The sequence below is a fragment of the Dyella dinghuensis genome (assembly GCF_003977615.1).
Lineage (GTDB): Bacteria > Pseudomonadota > Gammaproteobacteria > Xanthomonadales > Rhodanobacteraceae > Dyella_B > Dyella_B dinghuensis.
Genome location: NZ_RYZR01000003.1, coordinates 826,608 through 844,397, shown reverse-complemented (window position 1 = coordinate 844,397; position 17,790 = coordinate 826,608). Strand labels below are relative to the sequence as shown.

The following is a 17,790-nucleotide window of genomic DNA, read 5'->3' as shown; positions in this document are numbered from 1 at the left end:
CTCAACCTTGCTAAAAGGTTGATCCGTGTTTGGATGAAGGTGCTTTCTAATGAAAGAAGTGAGGCGTGCGGTGAGCGTGGCCCCTCACCCCGGCCCTCTCCCCGGAGGGGAGAGGGAGTAACGCATCAGGTCGCGGCGTTGCCTGCCGGTTTGGCCTCCGGCAACGCGACCGACAGCTCGAGTATTTCATGCCCGCTGTCGCGCTCGACGTTGATGTTGATCGCGTCCAGGTCGACGTTCACGTACTTCTTGATGACTTCGAGCAATTCATTGCGCAGCAAGGGGAGGTAATCCGGTGCGCCTCGGGTGGAGCGCTCCTGCGCAACGATGATGCGAAGACGCTCCTTGGCGACCACGGCAGTCGGTTCGGGCCGGCGCTTTAGAAAATCGAGAATACCCATCGCGATCAACCTCCGAATACGCGCTGGAAGAAGCCCTTCTTGGGTGCTTCAAGGAAGCGCATTGGGCGGGTTTCGCCAAGGATGCGGGCCACGGTGTCGCGGTAGGCCTGCCCGGCGTACGAGTTTTCGTCGAGGATGACCGGCACGCCGGAGTTCGATGCGGCGAGCACGTTCTCCGATTCCGGGATGACACCCACCACGCTGAGGCCGAGGATTTCCTCGACGTCTTTCACGCTGAGCATTTCGCCCTGTTCCACACGCGCGGGGTTGTAGCGGGTAAGCAGCAGATGCTGGGCAATCGCGCCGTCGCCGCGTTCGGCGCGACGTGTCTTGCTGGCGAGAAGGCCGAGAATGCGGTCGGAGTCGCGCACCGACGACACTTCCGGATTCACCACCACGACGGCGTGATCGGCGAAATACATCGCCAGATGCGCGCCCTTTTCGATACCTGCCGGCGAGTCGCAGACGATGTAGTCGAAGCCGTCGCTCGATAGATCGTTGAGTACCTTCTCGACGCCTTCCTGTGTCAGTGCATCTTTATCGCGCGTCTGGCTGGCGGCGAGCACGGAGAGATTTTCGTAGCGTTTGTCCTTGATCAGCGCTTGCTTGATCGTGGCTTCGCCCTGGATGACGTTGACGAAGTCGTACACCACACGACGTTCGCAGCCCATGATCAGATCGAGATTTCGCAAGCCGACGTCGAAGTCGATGACCGCCACTTTCTTGCCCTGCATGGCCAGTCCGGTGGCAAGCGATGCGCTGGTAGTGGTTTTGCCGACGCCGCCCTTACCGGACGTCACAACGATAATCTCAGCAGTCAAGGCTCATCTCCGCATGTGTTCTTGTAATAGTCATTATTTCAGTGGCGCAATCAATAGTTTTTCGCCCTCGAGCCAGCATTGCACAGACTGGCCCTCCAGGTCTTTCGGAATTTGTTCGAAGACGCGGTAGTGGCCGGCAATCGCGATCAGCTCGGCACGGAAATCCGACACGAAGATGCGCGCTTTTATATCGCCTTGCGCGCCAGCCATCGCGCGGCCTTTCAGGCTGCCATAGATATGAATGCTGCCGTCGGCGATAACTTCGGCACCGTTCGCAATCGCGCCGGTGACGACAAGATCGCGATCGCGTGCATACACCTGCTGACCCGAACGCACCGCACTCTCGTGGCGTTGCGCGCCGACCGGTGCGTCCGTCGGTGACAGCACCGGTTCGCGTACCGGCGCAGGCGCGGGTGCTGCAGCGGGCGCGGCATTTGGCGCAGCATTCGTGGCGGGTGGCGCGATGCTGCCGCCGTCGGCGGGTTCGTAGGCTGCGCGGAACTTCGCGATCAGCGGCAGTCCCATGCGTTGTGCCAGCGCTTCGGTCGCGCTCGTGCCGTACGCCAGACCGACCGGCAACATGCCGGCACTGCGCACGGCTTCGAGCAGCGCATCGACGACGCCGTCATCGGGAAGATTGAGCAGGTGACTCAGATCGAGCACCACGGCAGCGCGTGAAAACAGCTGCGGCGCGGCACGAACGCGGCGTTCGAGTTCCTCGCACAAGGCCGCCGCATCGGGCCGTCGTACGCGCACACAAGCGATACCGACCTGGCCAAAGCGCAAGTCGCAAGCGTCAGAAGTCTGTTGATCCATTTTTACATTCATGAGCGCCGCTCTCCGGCGAGGCGGCGCTTGGTAGTGTTGTCAGTTTTAAGGGTGGGGCGGCCGGCAAGCCAGGGCTCGTCGGGCAAGCCGCCGTGTTCGAGATAGGTATCGCGAACATATGTGTAGCTGGGCAGATCTTTGGCGAGCAAGCTCACCTGTGGACCGTGTTCGCCCATGCGTTGCTGGCCGACTTCCTGAAAACCGTAGGTACCGTGGAAGAGCACCACGACATCGTCGACCGGTTCCAGAAACACTTCGCATGCCAGCAGCGGCACGCGTACTTCGGCGAAGCTGTTCACATCGCAATAGAAAATGCGGCCCAGGCCGTGGCGCCGGTAGGCGTTGGCGATGACGATGCGATCGATGTACACGAACGACGGATAGTGTTCGTTGAACCAGCGGTAATTGGGACTGCTGTAGTCGCCGCCGTCGCGCAGGGCGATCAGGAATCCGGCGAGCTGTCCGTCGATCTCGGCCACGCGGAAGTAGTCGGCGTGATCGTAGAAATAGCGCAACTGCACGGCGTCCAGCACGAGGATGGAGCGACCGGCGGTGTTGTTGAGCGCCAGGACGGCATCCAATTCGTGCTCGCGCACGTCGCGGATGGCAAGGGCCATTCGTTGCTCCGCAGTGAGTAGTTGCTAAGGAAAAGACCGACTGACGGCCCAGCTCCGGCGCATTATGGCATGTGCCACAAGGCGTATCATCCCGTATTGCGGCATGTAAAACCTTTGTAAAGCCACGCGCTGAGCAATCGAGGTAGGGGTGACTTCCCGCGCATTACAGGGCATTGGCGCGGCCCTATGATGCATGCCATGGCCATGACAACCAACTTCAACCATTTGCGGCTGCTGCGCATTACCGGGCTTATCGCTTATCTGTGCGATGGCACGCCGCTGTTCACCAGTTGGGCCACCAAGCGGCTGGATTTGCTACACCGGCCCGACTTCGCGTTGCTGCTTTGCACGCTGTTTTACCTGATCTTCGGCATCATCTATCTGCTAGTAACCAACAACCTCGGCGCGCGCACACACGTCGGTGCGCGATTATTCGGGTTGCTACTGATGACGGCGGCGGCGCTGGTGGTGGGCTGGTACAGCCACAGCGGGCTGTCCGCGATCCTGATGGTCGTGATCTCCGTCGTATTGCCGTGGCTGGTCCCTTTTTGGGTCGGCATCGGGTGGATGGTGCTGCAGACGATTTGTCTGACGGGGGTATTTGCGACCTTCCCCGAGTACACCATCGTGCTGGCGGTGCTGCAGGCCATCATCTATACGGCCTACTCGTTGGTCGGCTTTGTCATTTCCACTGTCGCGAGCCAGCAGGCGGACGAGCGCGATGTGCAGCGGCGCCTCAATTCCGAGCTGCGGGCGACGCGCGCGCTGCTCGCCGAATCCACCCGTATCGCCGAGCGCATGCGCATCGCGCGCGAGCTACACGACCTGATCGGCCATCACCTCACGGCGCTCAGCCTGAACCTGGAAGTGGCCAGCCATTTGAGCAATGAAGCGGCATCCGAACACGTGCGCAAGGCGCAAAGCACAGCGCGACTGTTGCTCGCCGACGTACGCGAAGCGGTGAGCGAGTTGCGCCAGGACGATGCCATCGATCTGACGCAGGCGCTGCAAAGCCTTATCGACGGCGTTCCCAGTCTGCAGGTGCACCTGACCACGCCCCCGCGTTTCGGGGTGGAAGACCCGCGCCGGGCGCAGGTTCTGCTGCGCTGTGTGCAGGAAATCATCACCAATACCGCCAAGCACGCCGGCGCCCGCAATCTCTGGCTGACTTTTGCCTACGACGATGAAAACCTGCTCAGCCTGAATGCGTGGGACGATGGCCGCGGTTCTGCATCGATTCTACCCGGTAACGGGTTGTCGGGCATGCGCGAACGTTTATCTGAGTACGGTGGCGATGTGTCGATGGAAAGCGAGGCGGGGCAAGGCTTTGCGCTGAGCGTGCGCTTGCCGCTGGGCGAGCCGTCGGTGCTGGCGCATACGCCGTCCCGGTTCGAGCCGCCTGCGTTGAGCGTGACATGATGGCCTGCAAGAATTTGTTTCAGTTAGCGGTACGCATGTGGCCTGCGATGTGCCACGAATATTGCGAGGATGCGCGATGATCTCCGTTTGTCTTGTCGACGACCAGAACCTGGTTCGCCAGGGAGTTCGTTCGCTGCTTGATCTGGCCGAAGATATCCGTGTGGTGGCCGAGTGCGCCGATGGCGTGCAGGCTGTGCAGGACATTCCACGGATCAAGCCCGATGTCGTGTTGCTGGACCTGCGCATGCCGAACATGAGCGGTCTGGAAGTCTTGCAAGCCTTGTCTGCAAGGAATGAATTGCCACCCACGATCATTCTCACCACATTCGATGACGATCAGTTGGTACTGCAGGGGTTGAAAGCGGGTGCGCGCGGTTATCTGCTGAAGGATGTCTCGCTGGAGCAACTTGTGGAAGCCGTGCGCACCGTCGCGTCCGGCGGCTCACTGGTAGCACCGATGGTGACGCAGCGCCTGCTGGCGGGCGTGAGTCGTATGCACAACCAGTTCACCAGCCTCGAACAGCCCGATCCGTTGACCGAGCGTGAAACGGAGATCCTGCGCCTGCTCTCAGGCGGTTACAGCAATAAGGAAATTGCCAATTCTCTGAAGGTGGCGGAAGGAACCGTGAAAAATCACGTTTCGAACATCCTGTCCAAGCTGGGCGTACGCGATCGCACCCGTGCGGTGCTCAAAGCGCTGGAGTTGGGGATCGTCTAGGAGGGATGCTCTGATCAATTCTACGCAGGCGTCACCGTGCCTGTCTGTTCGCATGACGCAGGGCCGTCGGCGAAGGCAGACTGGCCGTCTGTCGAGACGATGGACCGAAGGCATACGGACAGACAGGCACGGCCCAACGTGACGAATTTAAAGTAAAGGGTGATGTCCAGAAGGCGCGCAGGCCGTGCCACGCGACTTGCCAAGACAGCCAGTCTTCCCTGCGTCGCGCAACACACCCTGCGCGCCTTCTGGACATCATGCCGCCTGCGTAGAATTGATCAGAGCATCCCTAAGGCTCTAGACGTCCAATCCAGAAATGCTGCGCAGCAGCGTGGCTGCGGGTCCGCGTGGCCCGTAGCGTTCCTGAGCGTGAGCAAGTACCATCGGCAGCTTAGGCGCCGGCCGATCCCCGTCTGATGCGGTTTCCCTAAGGGAAAGCCATCCCTGGCGGTCCGCTTCGACCTGCGCTTTCCCGCACTAGAGAGACGTCTCGGAGAAACCTGGAATGGCGCGTGTTCTGGAATTTATCGTTGCCCTCATCATCGTCGTAGTTTTCGGCGTTGTGGTGGGTGTCATCATGCCCGGCAGCGGTCACGTTGAACGGTCAGTGGTAGTCAGCAAAGACTTGCGTCAGGTTTACGACGTTGTAGCCAACTTCCGTACCTTCCCCAACTACGGTGTGCTGCGCGCGTACGATGCCAGAACCCAATACACCTTGTCCGGCAATGCATATGGCCCGGGCTCGGAGATCAGTTGGAACGGTCAGGACGAAAAAGTGGGTGAGGGCAAGCTGACCATCGCCTCGGCCCAGCCCGATTTCGACAAGATCGACAGCACGGTCAACAGTGCGCAGATCATCTGGAATCTCGACAATGCCTGGCGCGGTAACGACAAGCATTTCACTCTGGATCTGCTGCGTCAGGGCAACACCGGCAAACTGACCAAGATCACGTGGTCGTATGACGTGGACTACGGTTGGAACCTGCTCAACCGCTACTCCAACATGTACATCCATGGTCAGCCTGACGCGTTCATCCAGTTCAGCCTGAACAACCTGCAGAATGTGCTCGCCGCTGTGCCGAACATCGACTACAGCAGCCTCGTGCCGTACATCGTGCAGACCAAGCCGACGCCTGTGCTGATCGTCTCCACGTCGATGCAGCGCAAAGACGGTCTGGACGGCCTCAATGAAGCCGTCGACGCCGCCGTCAAGCAGATCGAAGATGCCGCCAAGAAACTGGGCGTGCACACCACCGGTGCGCGCGTGATCTTCACGACGGATTACGGCGATCAGACCTACACCTTCGATGTGGCCGAGCCGATCGATTCGGCCAGCCTCAACGTGGCCGGTCAGAGCTATCAGCTGACGCCGCCGACCCCGCCGTCGCTGGCTGAGCAAACCGCCGCGCCGGCGTCGAGCAGCACCGCTGCCAATCCGGCCAACCAGAATCTGGACCCGGGTAGCAAAGATCGCTACGGCCGCCTGGTCATCGACAGCAACGTGCGCGGCACGCTTGCATTCGGCGGTCCTGCGCTCGAAGCGGAGTGGAACGGCACTGCAGCCGGTGTTCCGCAGACGCGCGACATGCTGCGCGCCTATGCACAGACGCACGGCTATAAGTTCGACGAAGTGACCAACCGTCTGTACGACATCCTTGCCCAGCCGGAAGTGAAAGACGCTGGCGGCAACATCACCACCTACGCGCAGTACGATGTATATCTGCCGATCGCCGATTCCGGTGACGGCGCCGCACTGCCGCAGCAGACGCCCGAGCAGCAGGCAGGCATCAAGCAGCCGCCTGTGATGAGCGCACAGCCCGCTTCCAGCGGCACTGCGCCGGCTCCTGCCAGCTCCAGCGCTGCGCCGGCTAAAGGCTAAGAAGCGCACTGCTTTGATGGTTCGCAAAGCCCTCCCTCCGGGGAGGGCTTTTTTTATTTCCGTATGCTTTTCACGGCGTTATTGGGCGAACTTTGTGCGTCGCTTGCGGTACATTGCCATGCGAACCGCGCAACGACGCGCGTGTGCAGGGCTCATCCGCGACCTCACATGATCGAAACCGACAAGCTCACCAAGCGCTATGGCCATTTGACCGCGGTGGATGCGCTAAGTATCTACGCCGAACCGGGTCAGGTATTGGGCCTGCTGGGTCCCAATGGGGCCGGCAAGACAACGGCCATGCGCATGATCGCGGGCTTTCAAGCACCCACCGCAGGCACGGCGCGTGTTTGCGGGTACGACGTGCGCAAGGAGCCGTTGAAGGCAAAGCGTGCGCTCGGCTATTTGCCGGAAGGCGCTCCCAGCTATGGCGAAATGACGGTGCGCGAGTTTTTGGTGTTCATCATGCGCATGCGCGGATTGCGCTCGGATGTCGGCCGTCGCCGTTTCGATGAAGTGGTCGGCCGCCTGGAGCTGGAAGGTGCGTTGAACGTCAGCATCGAGACGCTATCCAAAGGGTTGCGCAGGCGCGTGGGTCTTGCACAGGCCATCGTGCACGATCCGCCGGTGCTGATGCTCGACGAACCGACCGATGGTCTGGATCCCAATCAAAAACACACGGTGCGTCAATTGATCGATGCCATGGCACGCGAGCGCACGATCCTGATCTCCACGCACCTGCTCGAAGAAGTGCATGCGTTGTGCAATCGCGTGGTGATCATCGCGGGTGGGCGGCTGCGCGCCGATGCAACGCCCGCCGAACTGGAAGAACGTTCGCGCTATCACGGCGCCGTGTCGTTCAGCGCACCGGGCAGCGGCATTTCTCAAGAAATGCTGGGGCGTCTGCCACAAGTCGCTGGGATCGAAGTGGATCCGCTGGACGGGCGCGTCACCGTGTTCCCCAAGCCCGGTGAGCGCATTCTGGAACCGGTCGAGAGCTTGCTTCGCCAGCAAGGTCTGGAAGTTTCCGAGATCCAGCTTGAGCGCGGACGGCTCGATGAAGTGTTCCGTCAGATCACCTTGGGCTCGGAAACGGAGGCGCATCCATGAGTCCGGTGATGGCCTTGATGCGGCGCGAGTTGCGCAGCTACTTCGTTACGCCTGTCGCGTATGTGTTCCTGGTGATCTTCCTGGTGCTCGCTGGCATTCTCACGTTCTACGCCGGCGATTTTTACGATCGCGGCATCGCCGACCTGCAGCCGTTTTTCGTGATGCATCCGTGGCTTTATCTGATTCTGGTGCCTGCGGTATCCATGCGCCTGTGGGCCGAAGAAGCCAAATCGGGAACGCTGGAATTGCTGCAAACGCTGCCGACATCGTTGTGGCAAGCCATGCTCGGCAAATTTCTCGCGGCGTGGCTGTTCATCGGGCTTGCGTTGCTGCTGACGTTTCCGATCTGGATCACCGTGAACTATCTCGGTTCGCCGGATAACGGCATCATCATCGCCGGTTACCTTGGAAGTTGGCTGATGGCGGGAGCGTTTCTCGCCATTGGTGCATGCCTTTCCACGCTTACCAGCAGTCAGGTCGTCGCGTTCATCCTCACGGCCGTCGTGTGTGTACTGCTGATTCTTGCCGGTCAGCCGGAGGTGCTCGATTTCTTCCAGGGGGCGCTGCCACGCAAGCTGGTGAACGCCGTCGCTCATTTGTCCATGTTGCGGCACTTCGAGGCAATCGCGCGAGGCGTGTTGGACCTGCGGGATATTTTCTATTTCGTGCTCACCATCGTTGCCTGGCTGGCAGCCGGCGTGCTCATCCTCGACCTCAAGCGGAGTCACTGAAAGATGGCACGCTTGTTACTGCGTCGACGCACCATTCTGCTTAGCGCAGTGGTCCTGCTCATCGTGGCGTATTGCACGGCGACGCTCGTGACAAGCCGCTGGCTGACCATGGGGCGATTCGATCTGACGACCGATGGCCTGTACACGTTGTCGCCCGGAACCAAACAGGTCATCGACGGGGCAGAGCGGCCGCTTTGGCTCACGCTGTATTTTTCGCAACACGCAACCAAAGACCTGCCATTAGTGCGCAGCTATGAGCAGCGGGTGGCGGAGATGCTGCAGGAGATCGTCGCGCAATCGCGCGGGCGCATACGTCTGCAGATCGTCGACCCGGTGCCTTACTCGGACGACGAAGCACGCGCGGAAAGTGCAGGTCTTACGCCGGCCAATGGCGGCAGCAATGGCGAGCGCATTTTCTTCGGGTTGGTCGGAAGCACGCGTCAGCCAACCAGCGACGACACGCCGGATTCAACGCCCGACACGGCCGCTGATCGCACCGGCAAGGATGTCGATCGCACCTTGTCCATTCCGTTTCTCGATCCAAACCGCGAAACGTTCCTGGAATACGACGTTGCGAAGTTGCTGTATCAGCTCGATCAAGCAGAGAAGCCGCATGTCGGTGTCATCAGCGCATTGCCTGTGATGGGTGATCCGCTAAACGGTGTGCAGCCCTGGACAGTCATGCGCCAGTTGCAGCAGCTGTTCGATGTCGATGTGCTCGACGCCGACAAAATCAAACACATCGACAGCGATATCAAGGTGCTCTTGTTGATTCACCCCAAGCATTTGTCGAACGATGTGCAATACGCCATCGATCAATATGTGTTGGGAGGAGGACACCTTGTCGTCTTTGTCGATCCGTTTGCGGAGTCCGATCCCACACCGCTGGTGGATGAAACGAGCGGTGCACAAGGCGACCGCAGTTCCAATCTGCCGCGACTGTTCGCCGATTGGGGCGTGCAGTTCGATCCAAGTCAGATAGTTCTCGATCGTTCGCGTGCGCTGCAGATCGAACTCAACGGGACCAATCTTGCGCATCCGGCAATGCTGGGTCTGGGTGCGCAGGAAATCAATCGCGACGATCCGGTCACCGCGAGCTTGCAGCGTGTCAATGTGTCTACGGCGGGTCACTTCGATCTATTGCCGAATGCGACGACGCGATTGGTGCCACTGTTGCAGAGCAGTGCCGACGCCGAGTTGGCGCCTTTGCAGCGCGTGATCGATGCGGGCAGCAATCCCACAAGCCTGCTGCAAGGCTATCAGCCACAAAACCAGAATTATGTGATTGCCGCGCGGCTGCATGGTCCATTTGCCAGCGCGTTCCCCGAGCTCGCCAAACGCGCAGGTCATCTAGCGGCATCGCCGGGGAATGCAGAAGTTATTTTGATCGCCGACACGGATATGTTGACCGATCGCTTGTGGGTGGAAACGCAAACGCTGCAGGGTTTCGTGGACCAGCCTGTGCTGAGTGCGTTCGCCAACAACGGCGACTTCATCAGCAATCTCGTCGACAACCTCACCGGATCGTCCGCACTGCTCTCCATTCGTGGGCGTTCGACCTCACAACGCCCGTTTACGCGAGTACTCGCCTTGCGGCGCGCAGCCGATAGCAAGTTCCTGCAGAAGGAGCAGGAGTTGGAAGGCGAGCTGGCCGATACGAAGCAACGGCTCGACGAACTGCAGCCGTCGAAGGGCGCGCATGATGCCGCAACCAACGCCGAGCAGAAACACGAAGTCGAGCAGTTCCTGCAACGCGAGCTTGAAATCAGCAAGGAATTGCGCGACGTACAGCATCAGTTGAATGCCGAAATCGATGCGCTGGGTACGCGCATCAAGGTCATCAACATCACGCTATTGCCGGCGCTGATCATCCTGTTCGGCATCGCGTATGGTTGGCGCCGCACACAGCGTAATCGCCGTCAGCGTCCATGATGGCAATATGCCGCACGGTAAGTCTGCGGGTCACGGCGTGGCGTGATTTAAGCTTGAGCACGGCCGCCGTCGTACGGCGTGGGTGAGGGCGATGATTGCAGTCCTGATGAAGTGGATCGTTCCCTGGGAATTTTCGTGGATTTTTCTCGCGATATTCCTGGGGACGTGCGTGCTGTACTGGCGAGGCTGTCAAAAGCTGCCCGTCAGTCGGGGGCGTCGCATCGCGTTCTGGTCGGGCATGGCGATCGTCTATCTGTCGCTGCAAACGTATTTCGATTTCTATGCCGAGCATGAATTCTTCATGCATCGCATCCAGCAATTGCTGCTGCATCATCTGGCGCCGCTGATCATCATGGCGTCGTATCCGGGCTCGGTGTTGCGTGCAGGCTTGCCGTTGCGCTGGCGCGTGCATGGATTGAGGCCCTTGCTGCGGACGTGGCCATGGCGTGTCATTAACGCCGTGCTATTCAATCCTGCCGTAGCCACCATTCTGTTCGTGGTCTTCATCCTGATCTGGCTGATACCGTCGATGCAGACGATGGCGATGCTCGACTGGCGTGTCTATCGATTCATGAATTGGTCGATGATCGTCAGCGGCTTCATCTACTGGTGGCTGGTGCTCGATCACCGGCCGCGGCCACCGGGCCGCATGATTCCCGGCGTCCGCGTACTCTCGCCGGGTATCACCATGACGCCGCAAATTCTCGCCGGCGCCATCATCACCTTCTCCAAGGCCGACCTTTATCCGATCTTCGAAATCTGCGGTCGCGCGTTCGACTTCAACGTGTTTACCGGCCAATTGATCGGCGGGATCATCATCTGGGTACCCGCTGCGACCATCGAGACCATTGGCGGCCTGCTTGCCATGCGTCAATGGTTGCGCCTTTCACGCAGTGGCCGTATTCGCCGGCAGGCGCGATCGCGACAAGCGCTGGTAGATGCAGCGCCGTTAGGCGGACATAGCTAATTCGCGGTATGCACGTGCACCAGCCGGCGTGCCGTAAAGTGCGCCTCGGCAGGGTAACCAAAGGCGTTGTTGATATACGTCACGTCGTCGATGGTGACGTGCCGATTGACGTGACTGTGCCCGTAGACGTGCAGGCACGATCCCAGTTGCCGCAACTGTTTTTCCAGCAGGGTCGTGCCGAGAACGGGATAAATTTTTCGATGCCGGGCGGGGATGCGATCAGGCATCAGATCGATGCGCGGTAGAAAATGCGAGAAGGTGATGATCTTTTTCGCGCCATCCAGCTCGTGCGATGACGGCGCGATATTGCGTTCCGTGAAGAAGCGGGTGATGGCCGCATCGTCGTAACCGTCCGGCCAGCGGCACGCGCGATAGTCCACCCAGGCACTTTTGAGGAAGTCGCTAGCGTCGCCAAAGGAATAGTCGTACCACCCCAGCAACGGAACGATGGCCAGATCGCCGCGACGAAAAGCTGTCAGGTGTACGCCATGGTGCGTAGCCGTGTTACGCACGGTGATGTACTTCTCGAAGGAATCCTGCGCGTCGCTGCGGTGAATCCACAAATCGTGATTGCCGGGTACGTAAAGTACGGCGCCGAAGCGACGCGTCAATAACGCGAAGCATTCATCGATTAGGGCAAGCTTGTCCGAGATATCGCCGGCAAGTATCAGCACGTCGTCGTTGTAATCGTGCGATGAGAGCTGCCCCAACCATTCACGATTGGGTTCATAGTCCACGTGCAAATCGGAAACCGCAAATACTCGCATCGACGGCTCGCCTCAGGCAGCCAGCGTTAGATGGAACTAGTTCGTATCGACCGCGTTGGCCGGACGTACGAGAAAGGACACGGGCAGCTCGCTGCCATCGGCAAAGCGCAGCGTGACGTTGACGCTGTCGCCAGGCTTGACGGGGTGTGACGCATGTTCAAGCATCAGATGATAGCCGCTGGGAGACAGCGAAACGGCAGCGTGCGCGGGAATCGCCAGATGGTCCACCATGGCCATGTGACTCATGCCATCTGCGTCCTGCGTACTCTGATGAATCATGGCCGATGTATAGGCGTTCGTTTGCACGGCTGCAATCGTGGCAGCTTTTGCGTCGTTGTTCTGCAAAGTCACGTAGCCTGCTGCGGGTAAGTCTCCGGGCAACAGGCGAATCCATGCATGTTCGGCGGTGACGTGATTGGCTTGCTTAGCGTACGCGCTGCCGATGTGCAGTAATCCCACGAAAAGCAGCGCGGGCATAGCACCTCGTGTCACGACGCATTTCCTGAGCCGAGCATCAGCTGCAGATCGTGCACGATCTTGTCCTGAGGATCGGCAGGTGTGGCAAGCAGACGCGCCTTCCCGCTCTCATCGAAAATGTAGATGCCGGAGCTATGGCTGACTTCGTAACTGCCATCGGCAGCGCCCGGCTCACGCGTGAACGCGGCGCGATAGCGCTTGGTAAGTGCCTCGATATCCGTGGCAGATCCGGTAAGCCCAACCGCGCGCGGATCGAAGGCCTTGACGTAGTCGTGCATGACGGCAGGTGTATCGCGCGTCGGATCCACGCTGACGAAGAGGATGCGCACATTGTCAGCCGGCTTGCCCAGTTTCTGCAGCACCACGTGCAGGTGCGCCAGCGTCAATGGGCAAACGTCCGGACAATGCGTGTAGCCAAAATAGAGCACCGCGATCTTTCCACGGTAGTCGGCTGCGGTCACGGCTTTGCCTTCATCGTTGGTCAGCTGGAAGGCAAGATCCGGCATGTGTCCGGAGATATCCGAAAGCTGCCACGGCTGCGATTCATCGTGATGGCAGGCGGCGAGCAGCAGGCTGGCAGCGAAGAGGATCGAGAGGGAGGCCAGGCGGGCGAGGCGCGGCAACTTCATGCAAAAATCCCGTAGTAGACCGAGCAAGCATACGCCACGCGCGGTGCTTCATCGCACTTTTGCCGAGGGAAACCCATCTTCATGCGACAACTTGTCCGCAAAAACGATGGCTGGCTGGTCGGGATCGCGGGCGCGAGCGCCGTGTTGCTCGGCGCATTCGGCGCACATGCGCTGCGCGATACGCTCAGTGCTTCTCAGCACGAGCTCTGGCATACCGCGGTGGAGTACCACTTCTGGCATGCGTTAGCGTTGGCGGTTGCCGTGTGGTCGGGGCCGGGCAGGGCGTCGCGCATAGCGGTGATCTTGTTTGCACTGGGTATCGTGCTCTTCAGCGGAAGTCTTTATGCGCTTGCGCTCGGAGCGCCGCGATGGACCGGGATCGTGACGCCATTTGGCGGCGTGGCATTTATCGCCGGGTGGATCGCGCTGGGATTGTCACTTCGCTCCCAGCGCGATTGAAGGACGCGTTCAACGCGTTTCGTCATCCGTTAGCGGTTTGACCTTCCCTTGCTTTAATCGTCCGCTTTTCTGCAAGGCCTCGCGCAGCACGTATTCAATCTGGGCGTTGACGCTACGCAATTCGTCATCCGCCCAGCGTTGCATGGCTTCCAGCACCGTCGCGCTGATGCGTAGCGGATAGGCTTTTTTATCGGCCGCCATGATGCCGTCAGTTATGGAGCGTGCCGGCGTTGACTACCGGCTGCGTGCTGCGATCGCCGCAGAGCACCACCAGCAGATTGCTCACCATCGCCGCCTTGCGCTCTTCATCCAGATCGACGACGCCCTGCGTGCGCAGCTTATCCAACGCCATGGCGACCATGCCGACCGCACCTTCGACGATGCGTTCGCGCGCCGCGATAATCGCGCTTGCCTGCTGCCGCTGCAGCATGACCTGCGCGATTTCCTGTGCGTAAGCGAGATGGCTGATACGAGATTCGGTCACCTGCACGCCCGCTTTGCCCAGGCGCGCCTGGATTTCGTCGCGCAGGTGATTGTTGATTTCCTCGCCGTGACTGCGCAGCGACGGTTTGCCATCGTCGCGCCCGTCGTAGGGATAGCTTTGTGCCATCTGACGCAGGGCGGACTCGCTTTGGATCTGCACGAAGTTCTCGTAGTTATCGACGCAGAACACGGCTTCCGCGGTATCGACAACCTGCCACACCACCACCGCGGCGATTTCGATCGGGTTGCCATCGAAATCATTGACCTTCAACTTATTGCTTTCGAAGTTGCGCACGCGCAGCGAGATGCGCCGCCGGGTGTAGAACGGATTGGTCCAGCGCAGACCTTCCTCGCGCACCGTGCCGGCGTATTTGCCGAACAGCTGCATCACTTGCCCCTCGTTCGGGGCGACCTGGAAGAACCCTTTGAGGAACCAGATATCCAGGGCATGGATGGCGATACCTATGCCGCCGATCCACGGCGGCATGCCCGCCTGGCCGGCCAGCAGATAGAAAACAAAACCCGACAACGCCAGCAGCAACCACACAATGACAAACGGGATACCGCTGACGGAAAACCCAGTGCGCTCATTCATGATTTGACCCTCCTGATGCGCGAAGTAGATATCTTTTTGATATCAGATGCAAGTGCTGGTCGGAAGGCCGGGGAGCAGGCGGCCTAACCGTATCGGGAGCCGGGGAATCCATCGCAGGACGGCAACGCGCTAGTCGTACAATCTCCGTTTTTCAGGAGATCGCGATGAAGCCGTTTGGAACGCCCCATTCGAACCATGCCTTGAAGGTTCTACTGCTCGGATCCGGCGAGCTGGGCAAGGAAGTGGCCATCGAATTGCAGCGTTTTGCGGTGGAAGTGATCGCGGTCGATCGCTATGCGAATGCGCCGGCCATGCAGGTGGCCCATCGAAGTCACGTCATCGACATGCTCGACGGCGCCGCACTACGCGCCTTGATCGAGCAGGAAAAACCCGATCTGGTCGTGCCCGAAATCGAAGCGATCCACACGCCGACGCTGATGGAACTGGAAAAGGAAGGGCTGAAGGTCGTTCCGACCGCGCGCGCCACCTGGCTGACCATGAATCGCGAGGGCATTCGCCGACTCGCCGCAGAAGAACTTGGCTTGCCCACGTCACCTTATCGTTTCTGCGACAACGAAGCGGACTATCGCGACGCGGTGGCGGCCATCGGTTTTCCGTTCGTGATCAAGCCGGTGATGAGTTCGTCGGGCAAGGGGCAAAGCATCGTCCGTGATGTATCCGGCGTGCAGCACGCCTGGGACTACGCACAATCGGGTGGTCGTGCTGGCAAGGGCAAAGTGATCGTCGAAGGGTTTGTTCCGTTCGACTATGAAATCACCTTGCTCACCGTACGACACAAAGCGGGCACCAGCTTCTGCGCGCCGATTGGACACCGTCAGGAAGATGGTGATTACCGCGAATCCTGGCAGCCGCAGCCAATGAGCCCCGTTGCGTTGGCCGAGGCAGAGCGGCAAGCCGAGGCGATTACCAGCGCGCTGGGCGGCTGGGGTGTCTTTGGCGTCGAGTTCTTCGTCAAAGGCGACAGCGTGATCTTTTCCGAAGTCAGTCCGCGTCCGCACGATACCGGCCTGGTTACGCTGATCTCGCAAGACCTCTCCGAATTTGCATTGCATGCACGCGCGATTCTCGGTTTGCCCATTCCCATCATTCGTCAGAACGGCGCGTCGGCATCCTGCGCGGTGCTGGTCGAAGGTGAAGGGCAGGCGCCTCGTTATCACGGCATTGCCGAGGCGCTGGCGGAAATGGACACCCAGCTGCGCATCTTCGGCAAACCGGAGGTGAAGGGCCGCCGTCGCATGGCGGTAACGTTGGCGCGCGATACGGATATCGAGGCGGCGAAGGCCAAGGCCATCCGCGCCGCCAAAGTCATTCGCACCGAGTTGTAGAATTCATGTGACACCTGCGGCGCCGATGCCGCGCACACATCAAGACCACAATGGCAGCAGCCGTTGACGAAGGGAGAGCGAGATGGAATCGACGGGCTTTGCGCATTGGTTGGTCGTGCTGGTGGAAACCTTCGCACTCTTGTTTGTGCTGCTGCTGGTCGTTGTGGTCCTGGTCGTGGCGGTGGTCTGGGTGCTCGACCGCAACCAGACGCACAACTCGGTGCTGCGCAACTACCCGGTGATCGGGCACTTCCGTTACTGGTTCCTGCATCTGGGTGAATTTTTCCGGCAGTACCTGTATTCCAGCGATCGCGAAGAGCTGCCGTTCAATCGTGCGCAACGCATGTGGGTGTATCGCGCGGCGAAGAATTCGGAAAACACCAATTCGTTCGGTTCCACGCGCGATTTGCGTGGAGAAGGCGTGCCGTTCTTCGTCAACGCGGCGTTTCCGTCACTGGGCGACCATCACGTCGATCCCAAGCCGGTGCGCATCGGTCCGTATGCACGCGAGCCGTACGATCATGCTGCGTTCTTCAATATTTCCGCGATGAGTTTCGGTGCATTATCCGCACCTGCCGTGCGTGCGCTGTCCATCGGCGCGAAAAAGGCCGGTATCTGGATGGACACGGGCGAGGGCGGCCTGGCGCCGTATCACCTGGAAGGTGGTTGCGACATCGTGTTTGAGATTGGCACCGCGAAATACGGCGTGCGCACGCCCGACGGCAAGCTCGATGATCAGAAGCTGCTGGCGATCTGCGCGCACAAGCAGGTGAAGATGGTCAGCATCAAGCTGGGGCAGGGCGCCAAGCCGGGTATGGGCGGCTTGTTGCCGGCAGCGAAAGTCACGCCGGAAATTGCGGAGATTCGCGGCATTCCCGTGGGCAAGGATTCGCAGAGCCCCAACCGTCACCTGGATATCGGCAACGTTTCCCAATTGATGGACTCCATCAATCACATCCGCGATATCACCGGCAAACCCACGGGCTTCAAAGCGGTGTTTGGCGATATGGGATGGATCAACGAGTTGTGCGAAGAGATCTACAAGCGCGGCATCGAGAGCGCGCCGGATTTCATCATCGTCGACGGTTCGGAAGGCGGTACGGGCGCTGCACCGCAAACGTTGATGGAAGGTGTGGGTTTGCCGCTGCATGAAGCGTTGCCCGGTTTGGTGGATACGCTCACCACGCAAGGCCTGCGCGATCGCATCAAGGTGATCTGCTCGGGCAAGTGCATCACGGCGTACGACGTGGCGTGGGCGCTGTCGATGGGTGCTGACTTTGTCAATTCAGCGCGCGGTTTCATGCTTGCGCTGGGTTGCATCCAATCGCTGCAATGCAGCCGCAATACCTGTCCAACCGGCATCACCACGCAGAATCCTCGTCTGCAACGCGGCCTGGTCGTGACTGACAAGAGCGAACGCGTTGCGCATTACGCGAAAAATGTGATGCACGAAGTGGGCATCATTGCGCATAGCTGCGGTGTGGATGATCCGCGCGAACTGGATCGCACGCACTGCCGGATCGTCGGCGACGATGGTATTTCGGTGCCGCTTATCTCGTTGTTCCCGTATCCGAAGGCGCCGGAAGGGCAGAAAGCCAGCGAACTACCTTGACG

General features: G+C 59.9%; 19 protein-coding genes. 10 read left to right on the top strand and 9 right to left on the bottom strand.

Annotation, left to right across the window (positions count from 1 at the left end; genetic code table 11):
• Positions 1–125: 125 nt before the first annotated feature.
• Genes minE through EKH79_RS06955 form a run of 4 tightly spaced genes read right to left on the bottom strand, consistent with a single transcriptional unit; the run spans position 126 to position 2,667 of the window.
• Entirely contained in the window at positions 126–401 is a 276-nt protein-coding gene (gene minE / locus EKH79_RS06970; RefSeq protein WP_126673032.1) for a cell division topological specificity factor MinE, read from the bottom strand.
• A gap of 5 nt (positions 402–406) precedes the next feature.
• Positions 407–1,222, bottom strand: a complete 816-nt coding sequence (gene minD / locus EKH79_RS06965) for a septum site-determining protein MinD (protein ID WP_126673031.1) — start codon at positions 1,220–1,222, stop codon at positions 407–409.
• Between the two features lie 33 nt (positions 1,223–1,255).
• Positions 1,256–2,050, bottom strand: coding sequence for a septum site-determining protein MinC (gene minC / locus EKH79_RS06960; RefSeq protein WP_126673030.1), 795 nt, complete (start codon positions 2,048–2,050; stop codon positions 1,256–1,258).
• Positions 2,047–2,667 (bottom strand): GNAT family N-acetyltransferase, encoded by a 621-nt coding sequence (locus tag EKH79_RS06955; RefSeq protein WP_126673029.1) that lies wholly within the window; start codon positions 2,665–2,667, stop codon positions 2,047–2,049. Before EKH79_RS06955 ends, minC begins: the two co-directional genes overlap by 4 nt.
• Before the next feature lie 204 nt (positions 2,668–2,871).
• Between EKH79_RS06955 and EKH79_RS06950 the strand changes: the two genes are divergently transcribed.
• The 7 genes from EKH79_RS06950 (at position 2,872) to EKH79_RS06920 (ending at position 11,420) form a co-directional block, all read left to right on the top strand.
• Positions 2,872–4,086, top strand: a complete 1,215-nt coding sequence (locus tag EKH79_RS06950) for a sensor histidine kinase (protein ID WP_425478480.1) — start codon at positions 2,872–2,874, stop codon at positions 4,084–4,086.
• Positions 4,087–4,162: 76 nt separating this feature from the next.
• Positions 4,163–4,804, top strand: coding sequence for a response regulator (locus EKH79_RS06945; protein ID WP_126673027.1), 642 nt, complete (start codon positions 4,163–4,165; stop codon positions 4,802–4,804).
• 505 nt (positions 4,805–5,309) lie between these two features.
• A complete protein-coding gene (locus EKH79_RS06940; RefSeq protein ID WP_126673026.1) occupies positions 5,310–6,683 on the top strand; it encodes an SRPBCC family protein in 1,374 nt (457 codons plus the stop codon).
• A gap of 168 nt (positions 6,684–6,851) precedes the next feature.
• On the top strand, positions 6,852–7,790 hold the full coding sequence (locus EKH79_RS06935; protein ID WP_126673025.1) for an ABC transporter ATP-binding protein: 939 nt from the start codon (positions 6,852–6,854) through the stop codon (positions 7,788–7,790).
• Complete coding sequence (locus EKH79_RS06930) at positions 7,787–8,521, top strand: ABC transporter permease subunit (RefSeq protein WP_126673024.1); 735 nt, start codon at positions 7,787–7,789, stop codon at positions 8,519–8,521. Before EKH79_RS06935 ends, EKH79_RS06930 begins: the two co-directional genes overlap by 4 nt.
• Positions 8,522–8,524: 3 nt before the next feature.
• Positions 8,525–10,453, top strand: coding sequence for a GldG family protein (locus tag EKH79_RS06925; RefSeq protein ID WP_126673023.1), 1,929 nt, complete (start codon positions 8,525–8,527; stop codon positions 10,451–10,453).
• A 91-nt stretch (positions 10,454–10,544) separates the two neighbouring features.
• Positions 10,545–11,420 carry a cytochrome c oxidase assembly protein gene (locus EKH79_RS06920; RefSeq protein ID WP_126673022.1) on the top strand — a complete coding sequence of 292 codons (876 nt, stop codon included), beginning with the start codon at positions 10,545–10,547 and terminating at the stop codon, positions 11,418–11,420.
• Here EKH79_RS06920 and EKH79_RS06915 read toward each other — a convergent pair.
• From EKH79_RS06915 to EKH79_RS06905, 3 genes are read right to left on the bottom strand one after another with little or no spacing between them, the layout of a single operon-like run.
• Positions 11,417–12,187 carry a metallophosphoesterase gene (locus EKH79_RS06915; RefSeq protein WP_126673021.1) on the bottom strand — a complete coding sequence of 257 codons (771 nt, stop codon included), beginning with the start codon at positions 12,185–12,187 and terminating at the stop codon, positions 11,417–11,419. The two genes, EKH79_RS06920 and EKH79_RS06915, sit on opposite strands and share 4 nt — an antisense overlap.
• Positions 12,188–12,223: 36 nt before the next feature.
• The gene (locus EKH79_RS06910; protein ID WP_126673020.1) at positions 12,224–12,664 is read right to left on the bottom strand and encodes a copper chaperone PCu(A)C; all 441 of its coding nucleotides are present in this window, start codon (positions 12,662–12,664) and stop codon (positions 12,224–12,226) included.
• 11 nt (positions 12,665–12,675) lie between these two features.
• On the bottom strand, positions 12,676–13,293 hold the full coding sequence (locus EKH79_RS06905) for an SCO family protein (protein ID WP_126673019.1): 618 nt from the start codon (positions 13,291–13,293) through the stop codon (positions 12,676–12,678).
• 81 nt (positions 13,294–13,374) lie between these two features.
• Here EKH79_RS06905 and EKH79_RS06900 point away from each other — a divergent pair, with 81 nt between their 5' ends.
• Entirely contained in the window at positions 13,375–13,752 is a 378-nt protein-coding gene (locus tag EKH79_RS06900; protein ID WP_126673018.1) for a DUF423 domain-containing protein, read from the top strand.
• Between the two features lie 9 nt (positions 13,753–13,761).
• On the opposite strand, the gene EKH79_RS06895 is transcribed toward EKH79_RS06900, so the two are convergent.
• Together EKH79_RS06895 and EKH79_RS06890 are read right to left on the bottom strand one after the other, a co-directional pair.
• Complete coding sequence (locus EKH79_RS06895) at positions 13,762–13,953, bottom strand: type II toxin-antitoxin system antitoxin (protein ID WP_126673017.1); 192 nt, start codon at positions 13,951–13,953, stop codon at positions 13,762–13,764.
• Positions 13,954–13,960: 7 nt separating this feature from the next.
• A complete protein-coding gene (locus tag EKH79_RS06890) occupies positions 13,961–14,830 on the bottom strand; it encodes an SPFH domain-containing protein (protein WP_126673016.1) in 870 nt (289 codons plus the stop codon).
• 164 nt (positions 14,831–14,994) lie between these two features.
• Here EKH79_RS06890 and purT point away from each other — a divergent pair, with 164 nt between their 5' ends.
• Both purT and EKH79_RS06880 read left to right on the top strand, forming a co-directional pair.
• A complete protein-coding gene (gene purT / locus EKH79_RS06885; RefSeq protein ID WP_126673015.1) occupies positions 14,995–16,176 on the top strand; it encodes a formate-dependent phosphoribosylglycinamide formyltransferase in 1,182 nt (393 codons plus the stop codon).
• An 82-nt stretch (positions 16,177–16,258) separates the two neighbouring features.
• Positions 16,259–17,788: an FMN-binding glutamate synthase family protein gene (locus EKH79_RS06880; RefSeq protein WP_126673014.1), complete on the top strand. Its 1,530-nt coding sequence runs from the start codon at positions 16,259–16,261 to the stop codon at positions 17,786–17,788.
• Positions 17,789–17,790 lie beyond the last annotated feature (2 nt).